Raw genomic sequence first — 13,685 nt, forward strand, 5'->3', positions numbered from 1 at the left:
TGAATCCAGTCATCATATTTGTGCATCCACCATTGAATTGTTGGCTGAGGGGTTATTCACCAATGCATTTATTGTTATAGGAGGGGGATTCTATGAAATTAATTAGGTTTAATAAGGAGTGGCAAAAGTGGCTATTAGTCGTTGGACTGTGGCTGCTTTCTGCTCTGTTTGTAACTGGAACACCGGCTGCCGGTGCTCAAACGATTGATCGCTCGGCGACTATTCCGGCGATTCAAAATACATTATCGAAGGCGGTTAGTGATCAAAATCAAGCGGTGCCTAATCAACCAGATGCGACCGCAGATTCGGGGCAGCACTCGTCAAACGTCAACTTAACCAACAGTACAGTTGAGTTTGACCCGGCGATCATCACCGATCCAACTACCCAAAACAATTTTTACCCAAGCCAGACCATTAATTTGATGGCGTTGATTGAAGCTCAAGGTACTGGAAAGGATTATGTTAATGGAAATGTCAAAATTTTTCTCAGTAAAGACATCTTTGAACCCATCAGTGCAAGTGACGTATCGTCCAGTGATTTTCTGAGAAGTCCGGCAACAATTTCCGAGACAGATACTGATTATGTAATTAATCTTCCGGTTGGAACCGTTCCAAGCGGGGCACACATTGGCATTCCATTTTTGGCGACGCTCAAACCTGGCAAAGTCCACGATGACAAGACTTATCAGATTCCCAGCAAGTACTATGATTCAGATAATACACTGTTGTTCGAGACAGACAAATTTGCGGTTCATGCGCTAACTAATCCGCCGACGACATCTGGACCGGGAGTACGTACATCGCTGGATGAGTCTCACTGGGATAATGCAAACAAACTCAAGTCGGCTCAGAAAATTAGTGTTAATGGCAATGGCTATTATAATAATATCAATTCGTACACCTATAATAGCCAAACTGAGCCGGGAGACTATACCTTCACTGTTCAACTGCCAACAGGGGACACAGTTCCTGATGGTGGCAGCGGGGCCTGGACTTACCATCCTGAGACGCATCAGCTCACCCAAAATGTCACGATTGACACCAGTTCAGGGCAGTCATCCAATGCGGCTTTAGGAAGCTTTGATTTAACGATTCCAGCAGGATATGCTGCTGGAGATGTGCTGGATCTGCCGATGACCGTAACGGGACCAAATGGCAAGGTATCAGTAACCAGTAATCAGGTTGAAGTTGACAAGTATCAGACGCCACCAACGCCAACAACTTATTTCAGCATAGATGGTTCGAAACGCATTCTGTTTGGCACTGGGACTTGGAATTCAGATGTTAATAAAATTTCAACGGATACACCCGTCATATCAACGATCGCACCATTATCATCGATGACAGTTGGTAAATATGGTGACGATAATAATGTTGATTCTGCAGCTTTAGCCAGCGTGACCGATACGCCGCAATTTGATTATCCAATCACACAAGTTGCCTTCAATGATACGACTTCGTTGAGTGCCGACATCAAGCAGAAACTTGATCAGAATAAAGTCGAAGGGGTATACAACGACAATGGTACGGATAAGACTGTTAACCTGGGAACCGTTTCGTTTGGTAGCCCATTAAAACTTAAGCAAGCAGACCAGCGTCAGTATTCAAGTATTAAAATAACGTTTACTTCGCCAGTTCAAATGAGCCAAGCAGACGCCGGCCGCTTTTCACTCAATATCACCGGTCACCTGACTCAAGCAACCATTGATGCATTCAAAGCCAGCCAAAGTTCTTCTCAAGATTATTATAATTATATGTCCGCAAGTTTTTTTCCAGCGGGTTCATCTGTATACACGGGAACAACTTCAAGCAGTGATTATATTAGACTGACCAAGGACATTCCAAGTGTTGGTTTAGGTAATAGCGGATTAACACTTAGCGGTCAAAATGGGACGCAGATGCTTGGTGGAAAGCCGTTGTTGGCTAATCTGCAGGTTTCTGCTTATAATAATGGGAATGATAAGATTCTTCCTCAAAATGGGAAGCTGGTCTATTTGGTTCCAGATGGGGTTTCATTAGACTCAACCGATACTGCCGACATTAAGAATCTGAAAAACTTGACTGTCCAAGAAAACTATGCCGGTTCTGGCAAGACTGCCATCATCGGTGAGATTACTAATGCAACAGACTTTGGGACTAGTAATGGATGGATAAACTATCAAATTCCACTAACGGCAGATGCATCCGTCTATTCTGGCTCATATAATGTCGAGTCGTTCTTTGTCTTCACCAATAATAATGGCAAAGTTGGCAATAAGACAGACCTCAGTGTTGATGGAGACGCCGCTGGGACACCTGACAAATATGGACTGTATGCTTCCACTAATAACTCAAAAGGTATTATTTCAGATAAGGCCTCATTTACCTACTTGCCAGACCGGAAGTTGGTAAATGCTAATAAGGTTAAGGTGTTGAACCCCGAAACGAATCAGTGGAGTGAACCGGTTTCGGATACGGGGAACAATGCGTTTACGAATGATAAAATTGAATATGTCGATTCATTGAAGAATGATGGCCTATCGCCATATCAATATCTTGATGTGATTGGTGTTTTACCGCACCCAAATGATGTCAAAATTAATGGCGGTCGTGGTTCTAACATTTCCATTCACCTCACTGGACCGATCAATCTTGATAATGATGGGTACACAGTTTCTTATTCCACGGCTACTCCAAGCACAGATTTAATTAAAAACTACGATGCAAAATTTGAAACTACCGAATCAGATTGGTCCAAGGTCACGATGATCCGGATTAAATCAAAGGCAGGCACCGTGGGAATTGGTGACTTGATCAACTTCACTTACCCAGCCCAGGTACCAAACATTAACAAAGATGATCCCGACGCCAAAAAAGCACAGGGAATCAATACCTTCATTGTGCGAACCAGCGATAATGATGTGAACTTGTTGGAGTCCACACCAGCAACGGTTCACGCCAAGCAGCCATACGTGCCGGTTACCCTTCAATTCTGGACGAAGGATCAAGATGGGACTGAACACCAGATTGCTGACGCAAAGACCTTTGACGATCAAAAAATTGGCAGTACCTTTACCAAAAATGCCGCTGATTATCCGATTGATCATTACATTCCTGTAGATAGTCAGGATCACTCTGTTAAAGTTAGCCGTGATGCCAACCAGAACGTGCTCAAGCTTTGGTACAAGGCCAAGCCGAATGACGCCACGGTCAATGGCGTGTTTAAATTCCAGGATACTTCAGGCGCCACTCTTGCTAAAGATGTTGATTTTAGTGGAACAAGTGGGTATCGATATGACGTTACAATTCTCAAAGCTGTTAAAGCTGCTCAAAAGACCATTTTAGGTCAGGGCTACCACTTATCAGCTACCGTTGGCGATCCTCAAGGCATCTTTGCATTAGGCAAGCCGGTGGCGGTTATTTATAAATACGAGAAGTCAGTGACACCGCCTAATCCCAACCCAAAGCCGGAACCTAAGCCAACGCCAACGCCGACACCCAATCCAACGCCACAGCCTAATCCAACGCCGACGCCCAAGCCCAACGAGCCGATTGCAGCGAAGAACGAAGCCGTATACGCGCTCAAGAAGGTTTATCTCTATCAAAAGCCAACCTTCAAGAAATCACAACGAAAAGCCGGCTACATTTCTAAGCCACGAGTTTATCGGCCGATGTTTGTCGTAACTGGTTATGCCCGCTCGACGAATGGGGTTCTGCGTTATAAGTTGAGGGATGTCAACTACCTGACTAAGAATCGTCGTAAGACCGGTTATATTACGGCAAGATGGGCATACATTCGGCCAGTGTACTATCAAAGCAAACACAAGACACTGACAGTGATTAACCCCCGTGGGGTCAACGAATATCGCGCTGCCGACTTGTCCGGCAAAGTCCGTAACTTTAAGCAGGGGCAGGTTCTCCACGTGAAGAAATTTGTCCACCACAACTTAACCACCCGCTATGTATTGACGAATGGCCACTACATTACTGGGAACCGAAAACTGGTTCAAATGGGCAGGAAGTCATTCCCTAAAGCCGTTAAGGCAAAGACTGCAATTAATCGTTATACAACGGTCAACTTAACCCACAAGAACAAACACTATCGGAAGGGTAAGGTCTTTAAAGTCCGCGCCATTAACTACTCGCATGCTAACAGTGTGACTCATCACGGCACCATGCGGTACAAAGTGATCGGTGACTACATTACCGCTAACCGGCACTTTGTGAAAGTCGTAAAATAGTGTCAAATCAAAAAAATCCGCGAACGGAAAAGTTCGTGGATTTTTATTATGGCACAGATGTTTTGATGTTCAATATCAATTGATTAATCAAAAGAAATACCAGTCAGCCAGGTAGAGACCCACGAGACTGGTCAACGCAAAGACAATCACCAGTGACCAAATAATATTGCTTGCCAGGTTGTGATGATTCTTACGGGCAAAGCCGATTTCTAGTAATGCAATCACGGCTAGACCAAGGATGACTTTCAAACTGCCCAGGACGGGGTCACGAGGAACCCGGTAAAGCGCCAGCATAAAGCCGGAAATCAAAATTGGAATGTACAAGACTCGCGTGATCATCATGAAAATCATTGAAAGTTTATCTTTGAATGTAAATGCCAAAATCGTTGTAATCATGAGTCCGATCCATGAAATAAGGTGCATGTTCATATAAAGCAACCGATTACCTCCTCAAATAGATTTCTATTTTAGTATAGTAGTTTCCAGTCAAAAAGAAAAAGTAATTTCTTGATAAGAGTATGCAAATAGGCTATTTTTTAGGTAGTTACAACAATCGAAATGAGGGGGGGCTGTCATCATGGACGGGCTGAGTTATACCCAGGAATTTGTGCTATGTGTGTTGAACCAAAAGCCAAAGATTAGTGCTTTTAAAGACCGCAAAGTGGCCGCATGTTTAATGTTATCGGAAATTGTTGAACTGTTGCGGGCGGGGGCGATGGAATTGACACCCGCCAATCGAATGGTGGTGGCTCAAGTGACCAAGGCACCGACGAATTATTTGGTTCCGATCACCGAGGACATCAAGAAGCGCCAGCCGCAATCGGTCAATAATTATGTCCGTGATGCGGTTCTGTCGGTCCGCAAGCGTCGGGTGACTAAGATTGCTGAGGTAATGTGTGACGATTTGGTTAAAGCCGGCTATTTGGAAGTTGACGGCAAGACCTATTACGATAATCAAACCTTGACGGATCGAATTTTGACCCAGCTGTATCAAGATGCTGTCGCCAAAAAAGAACCGTCAGAGAAAAACTCGATGTTGGCAATCCTACTGGTCAATTCAGGCTTGGTCTACCAAATTTTTCCAAAGCAGGAAGCCGAAACAATTGAGTTGCGCCTCAAAGAAGTCATGAAGTCGGATCAGTACCATTTGATTTCGGATGTGATCAAACGGATTAATAAAGACTTAGCTAGTATTATTGATGCGGTAAGAGCGTGACGAGGCCGGGAGCTGCGGTTTCTCTCAAAAAGTTAATCAAACTACTCAAAAAGGCTGAGATAAAACTAATCAAGTTTTATCTCAGCCATCTTCTTGCTGTCATATCGTTATTTAGTTAGATACTGTGCCTGCAGTGCGTTTAAGGCCGTGACATAAGTCATCGTCGGCAGCTTTCCAGCCTTAAAATCGGCGAGTTTGTCAGCATCAATTGCCATTGCCTTAAAAGCATCGGCTTCAGAAACGCCGGCACTGTCCCTTACACCAGCGATCCGTTTCAACAGTTCATCGGGTGAGAGACTCAGAAGGTACAGACGTTTAATCTGTGTCAACGTCTGTCGATAAGCACTTTCGGGTGCAGTCCCAGCATAGTAGGCTTTGGTTTCGTCGGGGTCAAATTCCACGATATTGAATAGGTAATCGTCCGCCAAGTGTAGTTTTTCTTGATATGACTTGATTTCAGCCAGCATTTCGTTAATTGTCATGATTCAACTCCATTGCATTTATTTCGATCTTTCTCATATATGATATGACAAATCAACGAAGAATTCTAATCGAATTAGTATTTTGCGGCGAGATCAGCGTACTCCTGGGTGGTTAATGCCATGATTGAACCATGACGTTTCTTGAGCTGACCGAAGTCGTCTTCTCGGGCAACTTCCCAATCGGCAGGATTGCGACTGGTCAAATCAGTCGTCAAAATTGGCAGGTAGCCACGGCCATTGTCAAATTGGTCGACGTAGAGGCACCATTTTTGCTGATCAGCCAGCCAAACGATTTCGGGGCCTTCCACCGTATCGCCTTTAATGCCCAGGTTCAGATCTTGAAGAGCGGCGACGTGATCCCAGTTGCCGTCAAGTGATGCTGACTTTTCGATCGGAATGGTGCCGTCAAGTGATGCGCGGATAAATTGGTCACCGGCCTTGACCATCGTCATGTCAATTAAATCCTGATTGTGGTTCTTAGCGGTGGCATAAGTGACAGTTGGGTCGAAGTGCTCAAAGTCCTTGGTGTAAGCTCGCCAGATTTCCATTTTGTGGGTTTGTGGGTTAGGGGATGACCAGAAGACAAAGTAAGCCTTTTTGGACGGATCATAAATTGCTCCCGGTGCCCAAACACAGCCGATGTTGTCGTCGACCATCCGAATCGTACGGGGAGCGGACCAGTTAAGCAAATCAGCCGAATCCCAGAAAATTAAATCTTTAGACCCGCTGCTGGTCGCTTTCGCCTGACCCCCTGCTCACCGATTGTCGACGTTAAGACTGGTTGTTGATTGTTGAGGTCGGTCCAGTGAAGACCATCTTTACTTAACGCAAAGTAAAGTTGTTCAGCGGCTGGGCTGTCCTCGGTTCCAGTGAAAAATAGGAAGAGATAGCCGCCGTTTGTGAGTTGATTTTTCAATTAGAGATGCTCCTTTTTAACGTTTTTTAGTAAAACATGTCATTGTCAATAATATAGCGCTTACAGCTTGGGATGTAAATGCAAATTCATTTCGTCGTAAATTATGTAAATCCATTCCGGGGTATGATACGATAAAAGTGTCACATATTCGAATAAATATAAGGTGGTAAATAAATTGGCAGAAAATAATAGTTGGCAGTTAATGGGTGTTCGTCTTGATGGCTTAGATTTTGACCGGAGTAACTTTAATCCGCAAAAGGGTCCGCAGATCAACGCTGAAACCCGCTTGGCATTACCCAATGATCCTGCAGATAAGTCGACCATGAGTGTCGTCCAGGTTGTCTCAACCTTTAAGCTATACGATGATGAATTGGCCAAGTCCTACTTCACCGCAACCATTGCCGGTGTTTACCAAGTTCCCGGCAGCTTAACTGATAATGATGCCATTCAAAAGACAATTGATGACGATAAGAACCTGCGCGATAGTTTTGCTCAGCCGGTAGTTGATTACTTGATTGCAACCTTAGCCGACTTAAGCTTGAAGGCCTTTGGCTCACCAACAATTTTGAGACGTGAACAGTTGATTGATACCTTGTTTGGTCAAAAACAGGACTAAAATGACATTCGCTTGCCTTGACGCAATAATTGGGCCAAGGCTTTTTTATTGTCCTTGTGGGCATCTCACGGTATTCATAACCAGAGAACTTCGTTAGAATATATCAATAAGTTAATCTCGAGCAGCATGAATTGGAGGACGATATGAGCTACTTAGAGCTTCATAACATTAAAAAATCGTATTACCTTGCGAATCAGGAATTCCCGGTTCTGACCGGAATTGACCTCTCTTTTAATCAGGGAGAGTTTGTTTCGATTGTCGGTGAATCTGGTGGCGGCAAGACAACTTTGATGAACATCATCGGTGGCTTGGATAGTAATTATGCCGGCGACGTTGTTTTGAACGGTAAATCACTGCGGCATGACACCGCCAAACAGTTGGATGCCTATCGCCGGCAGACAATTGGCTTTATTTTTCAAAACTTTGATCTGATCAGTCACCTAACCGTTTTTAATAACGTCATGGTGTCACTGCAGATGACCAAGCTTAGCCATAAGCAGCAAGAAGCCCGTGCCCGTCAGCTGCTTGAGCAGGTTGGTTTAAAAGACCATATGAAAAAGTACCCCAACCAGTTATCGGGCGGTCAAAAACAGCGAGTCGCAATTGCTCGAGCCTTGGCAAGCGACCCTGAGATTATCATTGCAGATGAGCCAACTGGGGCTTTGGATAGTCAAAACACCCAGGAAATTTTGGCATTGCTTGATCAAATTGCCAAAGACGGCAAGTTAGTGATCACCGTCACCCACTCGGAGACCGTGGCTAATCACGGGACACGAATTGTCCGGTTGGCCGATGGGAAAATCAGTGAAGATACGACGTTGAAGCCTGGCTACGAGAAAGCCCAAGCCAATGAGCTGGCAACCCACACTTTGAGATTTGGCGCCACCTTAAAAATGGCTTTGGAAAATATGCGCTATAACCTCAAACGAAATCTACTGATTGTCTTTGGTGCCGCGATTGGTATCTTCAGCGTGATTGTCATGCTGGGATTGGGCAATGGGGTTCAGGGATACATCAACCATGAAATTTATTCACAGGTGAACCCCAACGCCGTCCAAGTGACGCAAAATGTCCCGATAAATTCCGACGTTGACATGGACAAGATTAGTATGAAGGCCAGTGATCGCAGTCGACTGGCGGCCATCAAGAATGTCCAAAGTGTTGATGACGGCTACTTCGTCCAAGGCGGAACCCAGTTGAGAATGGGCAAAAAGACCGCTTCAATTTCCTTTATGCAGACCCACAATCCGACCATGCTGGCCAAAAGTATTTCTAAAGGCCAGGCACCCAAGAACGGCGAGATTATGCTGACTAAGGAGTATGCGCAGAAACTGAACAAAAAGCACCCGAATGCCCTGATTGGCAAGAAGGTGACCTTCTATCAGAATACGTTAAATGACAAAAAGCGACCGGTGATGTTGAGTAAGACACTCACCGTGAGCGGGATTGCCAAGGCCAGCACTGGCGCAACGTCAATTACCTACGATACGATGAAGGCGTTGTACAAATCAAAGGGGATTAAGATTCAGCCGAACTTTGTGACCGTTGAAATTAAGGGTGATGTGAAGAACGTCAAACCGGTTGAAAACAAGATTAAGGCCTTCAAGAATGATAAGAAAAAGGCTGCTTACCAGATTACCGGTGTCGGCGGTTTCGTCGATACCTTAAACACTTACATCACCTTGGCAGTGAACGTTCTGGCAACTATTGCCGGCATCTCGCTGTTGGTATCTGCCATCATGATCATCGTGGTCCTCTACATCAGTGTGTCGGAGCGAACCAAGGAAATTGGAATTCTGCGTGCCTTGGGATCTTCGAAGGGAAGTATTCGAAACCTGTTCTTCTCTGAAGCCTTCTTCATTGGCCTGTTCTCGTCAGCTCTGGCAATTGCGTTGGCAGAATTACTGCAAGTGGTGGCTAATAACATCGCTCAACGAGGGATCAACTATTCAATCATGCAGATCACCCCGGGAAATGTGATTTTTGGTTTTGTCGTCGCCATCGTCATTTCCTTGTTGGCAGCGTTAGCCCCAGCGGCCTCAGCTGCTCGATTGGATCCAATTGAGAGTTTGAGTTACGAATAATCACTTAATTTAGAAGTTCAGTAAGCCCTCTCGTAAATAAAACGTGGGGGCTTTTTCGTATATCTTAAATGTGTTGATCAAACCAAGTCCATGTTATAATTGCGTTATAACCTGGGAAGGGAGGAGTTCGAATGGCTAAAGTGAAGGTTCGAAAAATCGGTAATTCACTTGGAGTTCTTTTGCCTAAGGAAAGCGGGGTTCAAGAGGGCGACGAGCTGGAGTACACCCATGAGGGGGAGAAGATTATTTTAGATACCCAAGAAGCACAAAACGCAAGGGTTAGAGAAATCGTTGAAAATAGCTTTAAAGATTTTGAAACTGGAAATGTCTTGACTGAAGATGATATGGTTCGCATCTTTGGTAAATATGGTTGGCATAAATGATGGATCAATATGAATTGTCATTTTCAACAGATTTTGAACGAAGTCTGAAACAGACAATTGCAAGCTGGGAAAGCATTGGGATTGATGCTGACAAAATTCGAAGTTTTGTATCGGATATTAATGCCGCAGTGGCTTCGTTAAAGCAACTTCCCAACCGGTTCGCATACGTTCATGGAAAATATCATATCCCGATCCCGACTAGACAAATTATGATTGGGGATCATTACGCTATCTTGTATCGTGTGAAGAAAACGATACAAATAGTTGAAATCGGTCCTATTTTCAATTTAAAGCAGATGAACTTGACATTTTAGATTCTCCTGATGGGTCAACACTTATAGGGCAGCGTTAATAGACGCTGTCCTTTTATCGTGGCATTGACAACCAATCAATTCGGTATACAATACTACATAAATAGTATTGAAAACTACCTAAATATCAAAGGAGACTCAAAATGTCCGAAAAGATTGCTATTCTTGCTGATTCCGGTTCTGATGTGCCGAAAGAATTACTCAAGCAATACAATAATATTGAAGTTGCCCCAATGCTGGTGATTATGGCTGGCGAGGAGTACCGTGATAATGTTGATATTACCCCGGAACAGTTTTATGCCCGGCTGGGTGAAGCCGACCAGTTTCCCAAGACCGCTGCGCCCACTCAAGGAAGTGTTGAGGCCCACGTTGCCAGTTTGAAGGAACGTGGTTTCAACCGAATTATCGGGATTACCGTTTCCGCACACCTCTCGACAACGTTTGGCATTTTTACGAATGTCGCCCGGGAAAACGCCGACATCAAGATGGAAGTCATTAATACCAGAAATATCGGAATTGGTAGTGGCCTGTTTGCCGTCTACGCTGAAGAAATGATCGATAGCGGTCAGACGTTTGACGAAACCATTCAGTTCCTCAAACAGTCAGTTGAAGACAGCCGGACATTTTTCTACATTCCCAGCCTGAAATATTTGCGGGCAGGCGGTCGAATTGGCCGGGTCGCTGGGTTGATTGGCTCGGTGCTCAACATCAAGCCAGTGATCGCAACCGATTCGGAAGGAATCTATTTTCCTGTGGCTAAGGCCCGTTCTGAGCAAAAAGCCATCTCGAAAATGGTCAAGCTGGTGGCTGATGTGATTGCCAGCCATAAAAGCGTTCGAGTGGGGGTCGCCAACGGAGCCGACGTCCCGTTGCAGGAAAAAGTCTTTGACCGCTTGCACTCGGCCTTCCCGCAACTTAAAATATATCGAGGAAGCATTTCGCCTGCGTTGGGTGTCCACACCGGTCCCGGTTTGGTTGGGATTGGGGTTCAAGTAGGCGAAGGCAAGTAAAGAAGGAGGGGTTCGATGCCAAAAACGACCACCGAGCTTCAGATTAAATTACCGATGTGGGATGAGTTGCCGGCATTTTCGCTGCATTTAGACCAGCTGCTGGACCTGACCAATGAGTACCTGCAGCCAATTATTGGTGAGCAAATTACCAAGACGATGCTCCATAATTATTTCAAGGCCAAGATTCTCGTGCCGCCGGTGAAAAAGAAGTATCAGCGGACCCAGCTGGCCGGAGCGATTGTGGTGGGACTGTTGAAGAACATTTTTTCGCTCAACGAGGTCAAGGCTGGGCTCATGTCGATTCTGGGAAATGGCACCCCAAAGACCGGCTATAACAATTTTGTGGTGATGTTTAACGAGCAGGCTGCCAAGGCGGGCAAGGAATTGTCGGATCCCACCAGCTTGGAATTGACTTCGGCTAGCCAACCGACTTTGATGCAGTATGATGCCGTTCAGTCGATTTTGTTTTGGCTGTCGGCGAAGAATCGGCTGCAGGAATTGATGAAGCAACAAGATCGTGATGGCGCTTAGGCGTTTGTCACGGTTTTTATGACCCCATCTGCAGAAAAAATCTTTATCGTTTCGGAAATCTTTGCCGTCAAGTATACTTGATCTATGAAGTGTATGTTTCTGGAAAAGATCTTGAAGGTGGGTGGATGGCCGAAGATCATCGTACGTTTGACAACTTGGGTAATCGAATTGAGAACCAAGGCTTGAAGTTAGAAAATCAGTTAACTAAGTTTGATGGGAAGATGGATCTAACTAATGAAAGGATTGATGGCCTAAATAACCAAGTCGAACAAGTATCGGCAAAGATGGAGAAGCTTCAAACAGCCATTTACACGGCAATTTTGATTCCGTTGTTATTAACCCTGCTGACGGTTCTGCTGACCGCATTTTTAAAATAGTGAATACAAAACGGACTTGAAGCCATCACAGCTTCAAGTCCTTTCCATCTCTATTTACTTAATTCGCAATAATACCAACCCATGATCGGCAATTGTCCAGATGACCGGCATGTGCTGAATGGCGGCGGGGAACTGACTCCAGTGGCCTTCCGGACTCTTTAATTTGTCGGTTAATGCCTGATCGGCTGGCGTCAGTTGCAGGTGCTTTGCGTCAACGTTGTCAATCGTGTAAAGCATGTACAAGTCAAACTCATTCTTGGGGATATTAGTCTGGCCAGTTGCCGGATCGTACTGGTAGGTCCCCGGTTCCACCTCCACGTCAAACTGCGGGGTGGCCCCTTCGTACAAGTGGGGTTCTTCCAGCGCATGCTGCTTCATGGGATCCTGGTCGCCGCTAATCAGGCTGAAACAGACTAGAGCCATTCCAAAACAGCCGATTGCGATGATAAATAAGAAACCATAAGTTTGCATGATCAATCCCCCCCATGTTCATTAGTCCTTAATTATAGAATAATTCGACCCCGGATAGGTAGCATTCCTTCCAGAAATGAGTGGGACCGCCGGCTGCCAAACTGATGGTTGTATTCCCACCCAAAATCGCTATAATCAAAACTGTAAACCAAATAATAAGTGGTCTGGGGTGCCCCAACGGCTGAGATGATACCCATGGAACCTGATACAGTTAGGACTGTCGCAGGAAGACCGATCTAAATGTTTTAATGATGGAAAAATACCAGTCATCAAACACACAAAGATCAGGGGGTCTAGTCGTCCCTGATCTTTTTTGTCGTCAGCACCCCGCCACGACAGGAGGAACTATCATGTCATTATCCCAAGATATTTTGTTTGAAGCTCAACCTTACCTGATTGCCAACGAGAAACACCCCTTTGTCCAGGGAATTATCAAAGGTCAATTATCACCCGATCAGTTGCGCTACTACGATGAGCAGGACATTGCCTTTGAGTACAATGAAGTCGCTGTCATCAACGCACTGATCAATTACAGTACGACCACTGACCAGGTCTTGCTGTTCCACAAGCGCCAGGACATGCAGCTGCACATGCTGGATGACTGGCTCAAACGGGAACCGAAATCGATGCCCCACGACTGGGAATCACTGAAGCAAACGCCCATTCAGCCGATTAATCAGATGTACCGCCAACACATGGCAGCCACGATTCAGACTCACAGCGTCCTGCAGATTTTGCCGTCGTTTGCCGCAGGAGAATGGATGTACGTCGAACTGGGGAAGTTTGTTGCGACCCAGATCAGGGTCAAGGAAGAGCCGTTTCAAAGTTTCCTTTCGATGAGTGGGGATGACTTCTTGGGCCCTAAAGGCTACATTCAGCAATTCTTTGACATCATCGATCACGAGGCCGAATCGGCCAGCCCGCGTGAGCAGGAGCAAGCAAAGCAGACATTTTTGAAGAGCTGCCTGTTGGAGTGGTATTTCTGGGACGCTGCTTATAAGCAGATTACTTGGGATGATTGGAAGAAAAATGCGTTAGGTGGCAAGGACGGTGTGAAGTTGTCGTGAA

At 45.3% G+C, this 13,685-nt stretch carries 13 protein-coding genes, 1 pseudogene and 1 riboswitch; of the genes and pseudogenes, 10 read left to right on the top strand and 4 right to left on the bottom strand.

Translation table 11 applies throughout. The features are described 5' to 3' along the window. The first annotated feature begins 92 nt into the window (after positions 1 to 92). Positions 93 to 4,220, top strand: a complete 4,128-nt coding sequence (locus LPKJCM_RS13465; protein ID WP_057962498.1) for a DUF5776 domain-containing protein — start codon at positions 93 to 95, stop codon at positions 4,218 to 4,220. A gap of 87 nt (positions 4,221 to 4,307) precedes the next feature. Here the strand turns inward: LPKJCM_RS13465 and LPKJCM_RS04510 are convergent, their stop codons facing one another. Further along, positions 4,308 to 4,649 (bottom strand): YisL family protein, encoded by a 342-nt coding sequence (locus LPKJCM_RS04510; protein ID WP_225364122.1) that lies wholly within the window; start codon positions 4,647 to 4,649, stop codon positions 4,308 to 4,310. 148 nt (positions 4,650 to 4,797) lie between these two features. Here LPKJCM_RS04510 and LPKJCM_RS04515 point away from each other — a divergent pair, with 148 nt between their 5' ends. Further along, entirely contained in the window at positions 4,798 to 5,436 is a 639-nt protein-coding gene (locus LPKJCM_RS04515; RefSeq protein WP_057962496.1) for a GPP34 family phosphoprotein, read from the top strand. Between the two features lie 107 nt (positions 5,437 to 5,543). Here LPKJCM_RS04515 and LPKJCM_RS04520 read toward each other — a convergent pair whose 3' ends face one another. Both LPKJCM_RS04520 and LPKJCM_RS04525 read right to left on the bottom strand, forming a co-directional pair. Further along, positions 5,544 to 5,918, bottom strand: coding sequence for a hypothetical protein (locus tag LPKJCM_RS04520; protein WP_057962495.1), 375 nt, complete (start codon positions 5,916 to 5,918; stop codon positions 5,544 to 5,546). A 74-nt stretch (positions 5,919 to 5,992) separates the two neighbouring features. Further along, positions 5,993 to 6,834 (bottom strand): annotated as a pseudogene (locus LPKJCM_RS04525) (glycoside hydrolase family 43 protein). A gap of 175 nt (positions 6,835 to 7,009) precedes the next feature. On the opposite strand from LPKJCM_RS04525, the gene LPKJCM_RS04530 reads away from it, so the two are divergent. The 7 genes from LPKJCM_RS04530 (at position 7,010) to LPKJCM_RS04560 (ending at position 12,146) form a co-directional block, all read left to right on the top strand. Further along, on the top strand, positions 7,010 to 7,450 hold the full coding sequence (locus LPKJCM_RS04530) for a hypothetical protein (RefSeq protein ID WP_057962494.1): 441 nt from the start codon (positions 7,010 to 7,012) through the stop codon (positions 7,448 to 7,450). A gap of 143 nt (positions 7,451 to 7,593) precedes the next feature. Beyond that, entirely contained in the window at positions 7,594 to 9,534 is a 1,941-nt protein-coding gene (locus tag LPKJCM_RS04535) for an ABC transporter ATP-binding protein/permease (protein WP_057962493.1), read from the top strand. A 131-nt stretch (positions 9,535 to 9,665) separates the two neighbouring features. Continuing rightward, positions 9,666 to 9,917: an AbrB/MazE/SpoVT family DNA-binding domain-containing protein gene (locus tag LPKJCM_RS04540; RefSeq protein WP_057962492.1), complete on the top strand. Its 252-nt coding sequence runs from the start codon at positions 9,666 to 9,668 to the stop codon at positions 9,915 to 9,917. Next, a complete protein-coding gene (locus LPKJCM_RS04545; RefSeq protein WP_225364117.1) occupies positions 9,914 to 10,231 on the top strand; it encodes a plasmid stabilization protein in 318 nt (105 codons plus the stop codon). The genes LPKJCM_RS04540 and LPKJCM_RS04545 overlap by 4 nt, the downstream gene beginning before the upstream one ends. A 140-nt stretch (positions 10,232 to 10,371) precedes the next feature. Then, the gene (locus LPKJCM_RS04550; protein WP_057962491.1) at positions 10,372 to 11,238 is read left to right on the top strand and encodes a DegV family protein; all 867 of its coding nucleotides are present in this window, start codon (positions 10,372 to 10,374) and stop codon (positions 11,236 to 11,238) included. A gap of 15 nt (positions 11,239 to 11,253) precedes the next feature. Further along, entirely contained in the window at positions 11,254 to 11,769 is a 516-nt protein-coding gene (locus tag LPKJCM_RS04555) for a DUF1836 domain-containing protein (RefSeq protein WP_057962490.1), read from the top strand. A gap of 125 nt (positions 11,770 to 11,894) precedes the next feature. Continuing rightward, a complete protein-coding gene (locus LPKJCM_RS04560) occupies positions 11,895 to 12,146 on the top strand; it encodes a hypothetical protein (RefSeq protein ID WP_057962489.1) in 252 nt (83 codons plus the stop codon). Between the two features lie 54 nt (positions 12,147 to 12,200). Here LPKJCM_RS04560 and LPKJCM_RS04565 read toward each other — a convergent pair whose 3' ends face one another. After that, positions 12,201 to 12,617 carry a hypothetical protein gene (locus LPKJCM_RS04565; protein ID WP_057962488.1) on the bottom strand — a complete coding sequence of 139 codons (417 nt, stop codon included), beginning with the start codon at positions 12,615 to 12,617 and terminating at the stop codon, positions 12,201 to 12,203. A gap of 155 nt (positions 12,618 to 12,772) precedes the next feature. Continuing rightward, positions 12,773 to 12,863, top strand: a riboswitch (TPP riboswitch). A 104-nt stretch (positions 12,864 to 12,967) separates the two neighbouring features. Here LPKJCM_RS04565 and LPKJCM_RS04570 point away from each other — a divergent pair. Further along, a complete protein-coding gene (locus tag LPKJCM_RS04570; protein WP_057962487.1) occupies positions 12,968 to 13,684 on the top strand; it encodes a TenA family protein in 717 nt (238 codons plus the stop codon). The last annotated feature ends 1 nt before the right edge of the window (position 13,685 follow it).

Source organism: Lentilactobacillus parakefiri (assembly GCF_002157585.1).
GTDB classification, from domain to species: Bacteria; Bacillota; Bacilli; order Lactobacillales; family Lactobacillaceae; genus Lentilactobacillus; species Lentilactobacillus parakefiri.

What these genes read in the sequence shown, in the direction of transcription:
- LPKJCM_RS04535 (WP_057962493.1), top strand. Translation starts at nt 7,594, where the DNA reads ATGAGCTACTTAGAGCTTCATAACATTAAAAAATCGTATTACCTTGCG.
- LPKJCM_RS04510 (WP_225364122.1), bottom strand. Translation starts at nt 4,649, where the DNA reads ATGAACATGCACCTTATTTCATGGATCGGACTCATGATTACAACGATT.
- LPKJCM_RS13465 (WP_057962498.1), top strand. Translation starts at nt 93, where the DNA reads ATGAAATTAATTAGGTTTAATAAGGAGTGGCAAAAGTGGCTATTAGTC.
- LPKJCM_RS04565 (WP_057962488.1), bottom strand. Translation starts at nt 12,617, where the DNA reads ATGCAAACTTATGGTTTCTTATTTATCATCGCAATCGGCTGTTTTGGA.
- LPKJCM_RS04520 (WP_057962495.1), bottom strand. Translation starts at nt 5,918, where the DNA reads ATGACAATTAACGAAATGCTGGCTGAAATCAAGTCATATCAAGAAAAA.
- LPKJCM_RS04515 (WP_057962496.1), top strand. Translation starts at nt 4,798, where the DNA reads ATGGACGGGCTGAGTTATACCCAGGAATTTGTGCTATGTGTGTTGAAC.
- LPKJCM_RS04545 (WP_225364117.1), top strand. Translation starts at nt 9,914, where the DNA reads ATGATGGATCAATATGAATTGTCATTTTCAACAGATTTTGAACGAAGT.
- LPKJCM_RS04550 (WP_057962491.1), top strand. Translation starts at nt 10,372, where the DNA reads ATGTCCGAAAAGATTGCTATTCTTGCTGATTCCGGTTCTGATGTGCCG.
- LPKJCM_RS04570 (WP_057962487.1), top strand. Translation starts at nt 12,968, where the DNA reads ATGTCATTATCCCAAGATATTTTGTTTGAAGCTCAACCTTACCTGATT.
- LPKJCM_RS04540 (WP_057962492.1), top strand. Translation starts at nt 9,666, where the DNA reads ATGGCTAAAGTGAAGGTTCGAAAAATCGGTAATTCACTTGGAGTTCTT.
- LPKJCM_RS04555 (WP_057962490.1), top strand. Translation starts at nt 11,254, where the DNA reads ATGCCAAAAACGACCACCGAGCTTCAGATTAAATTACCGATGTGGGAT.
- LPKJCM_RS04560 (WP_057962489.1), top strand. Translation starts at nt 11,895, where the DNA reads ATGGCCGAAGATCATCGTACGTTTGACAACTTGGGTAATCGAATTGAG.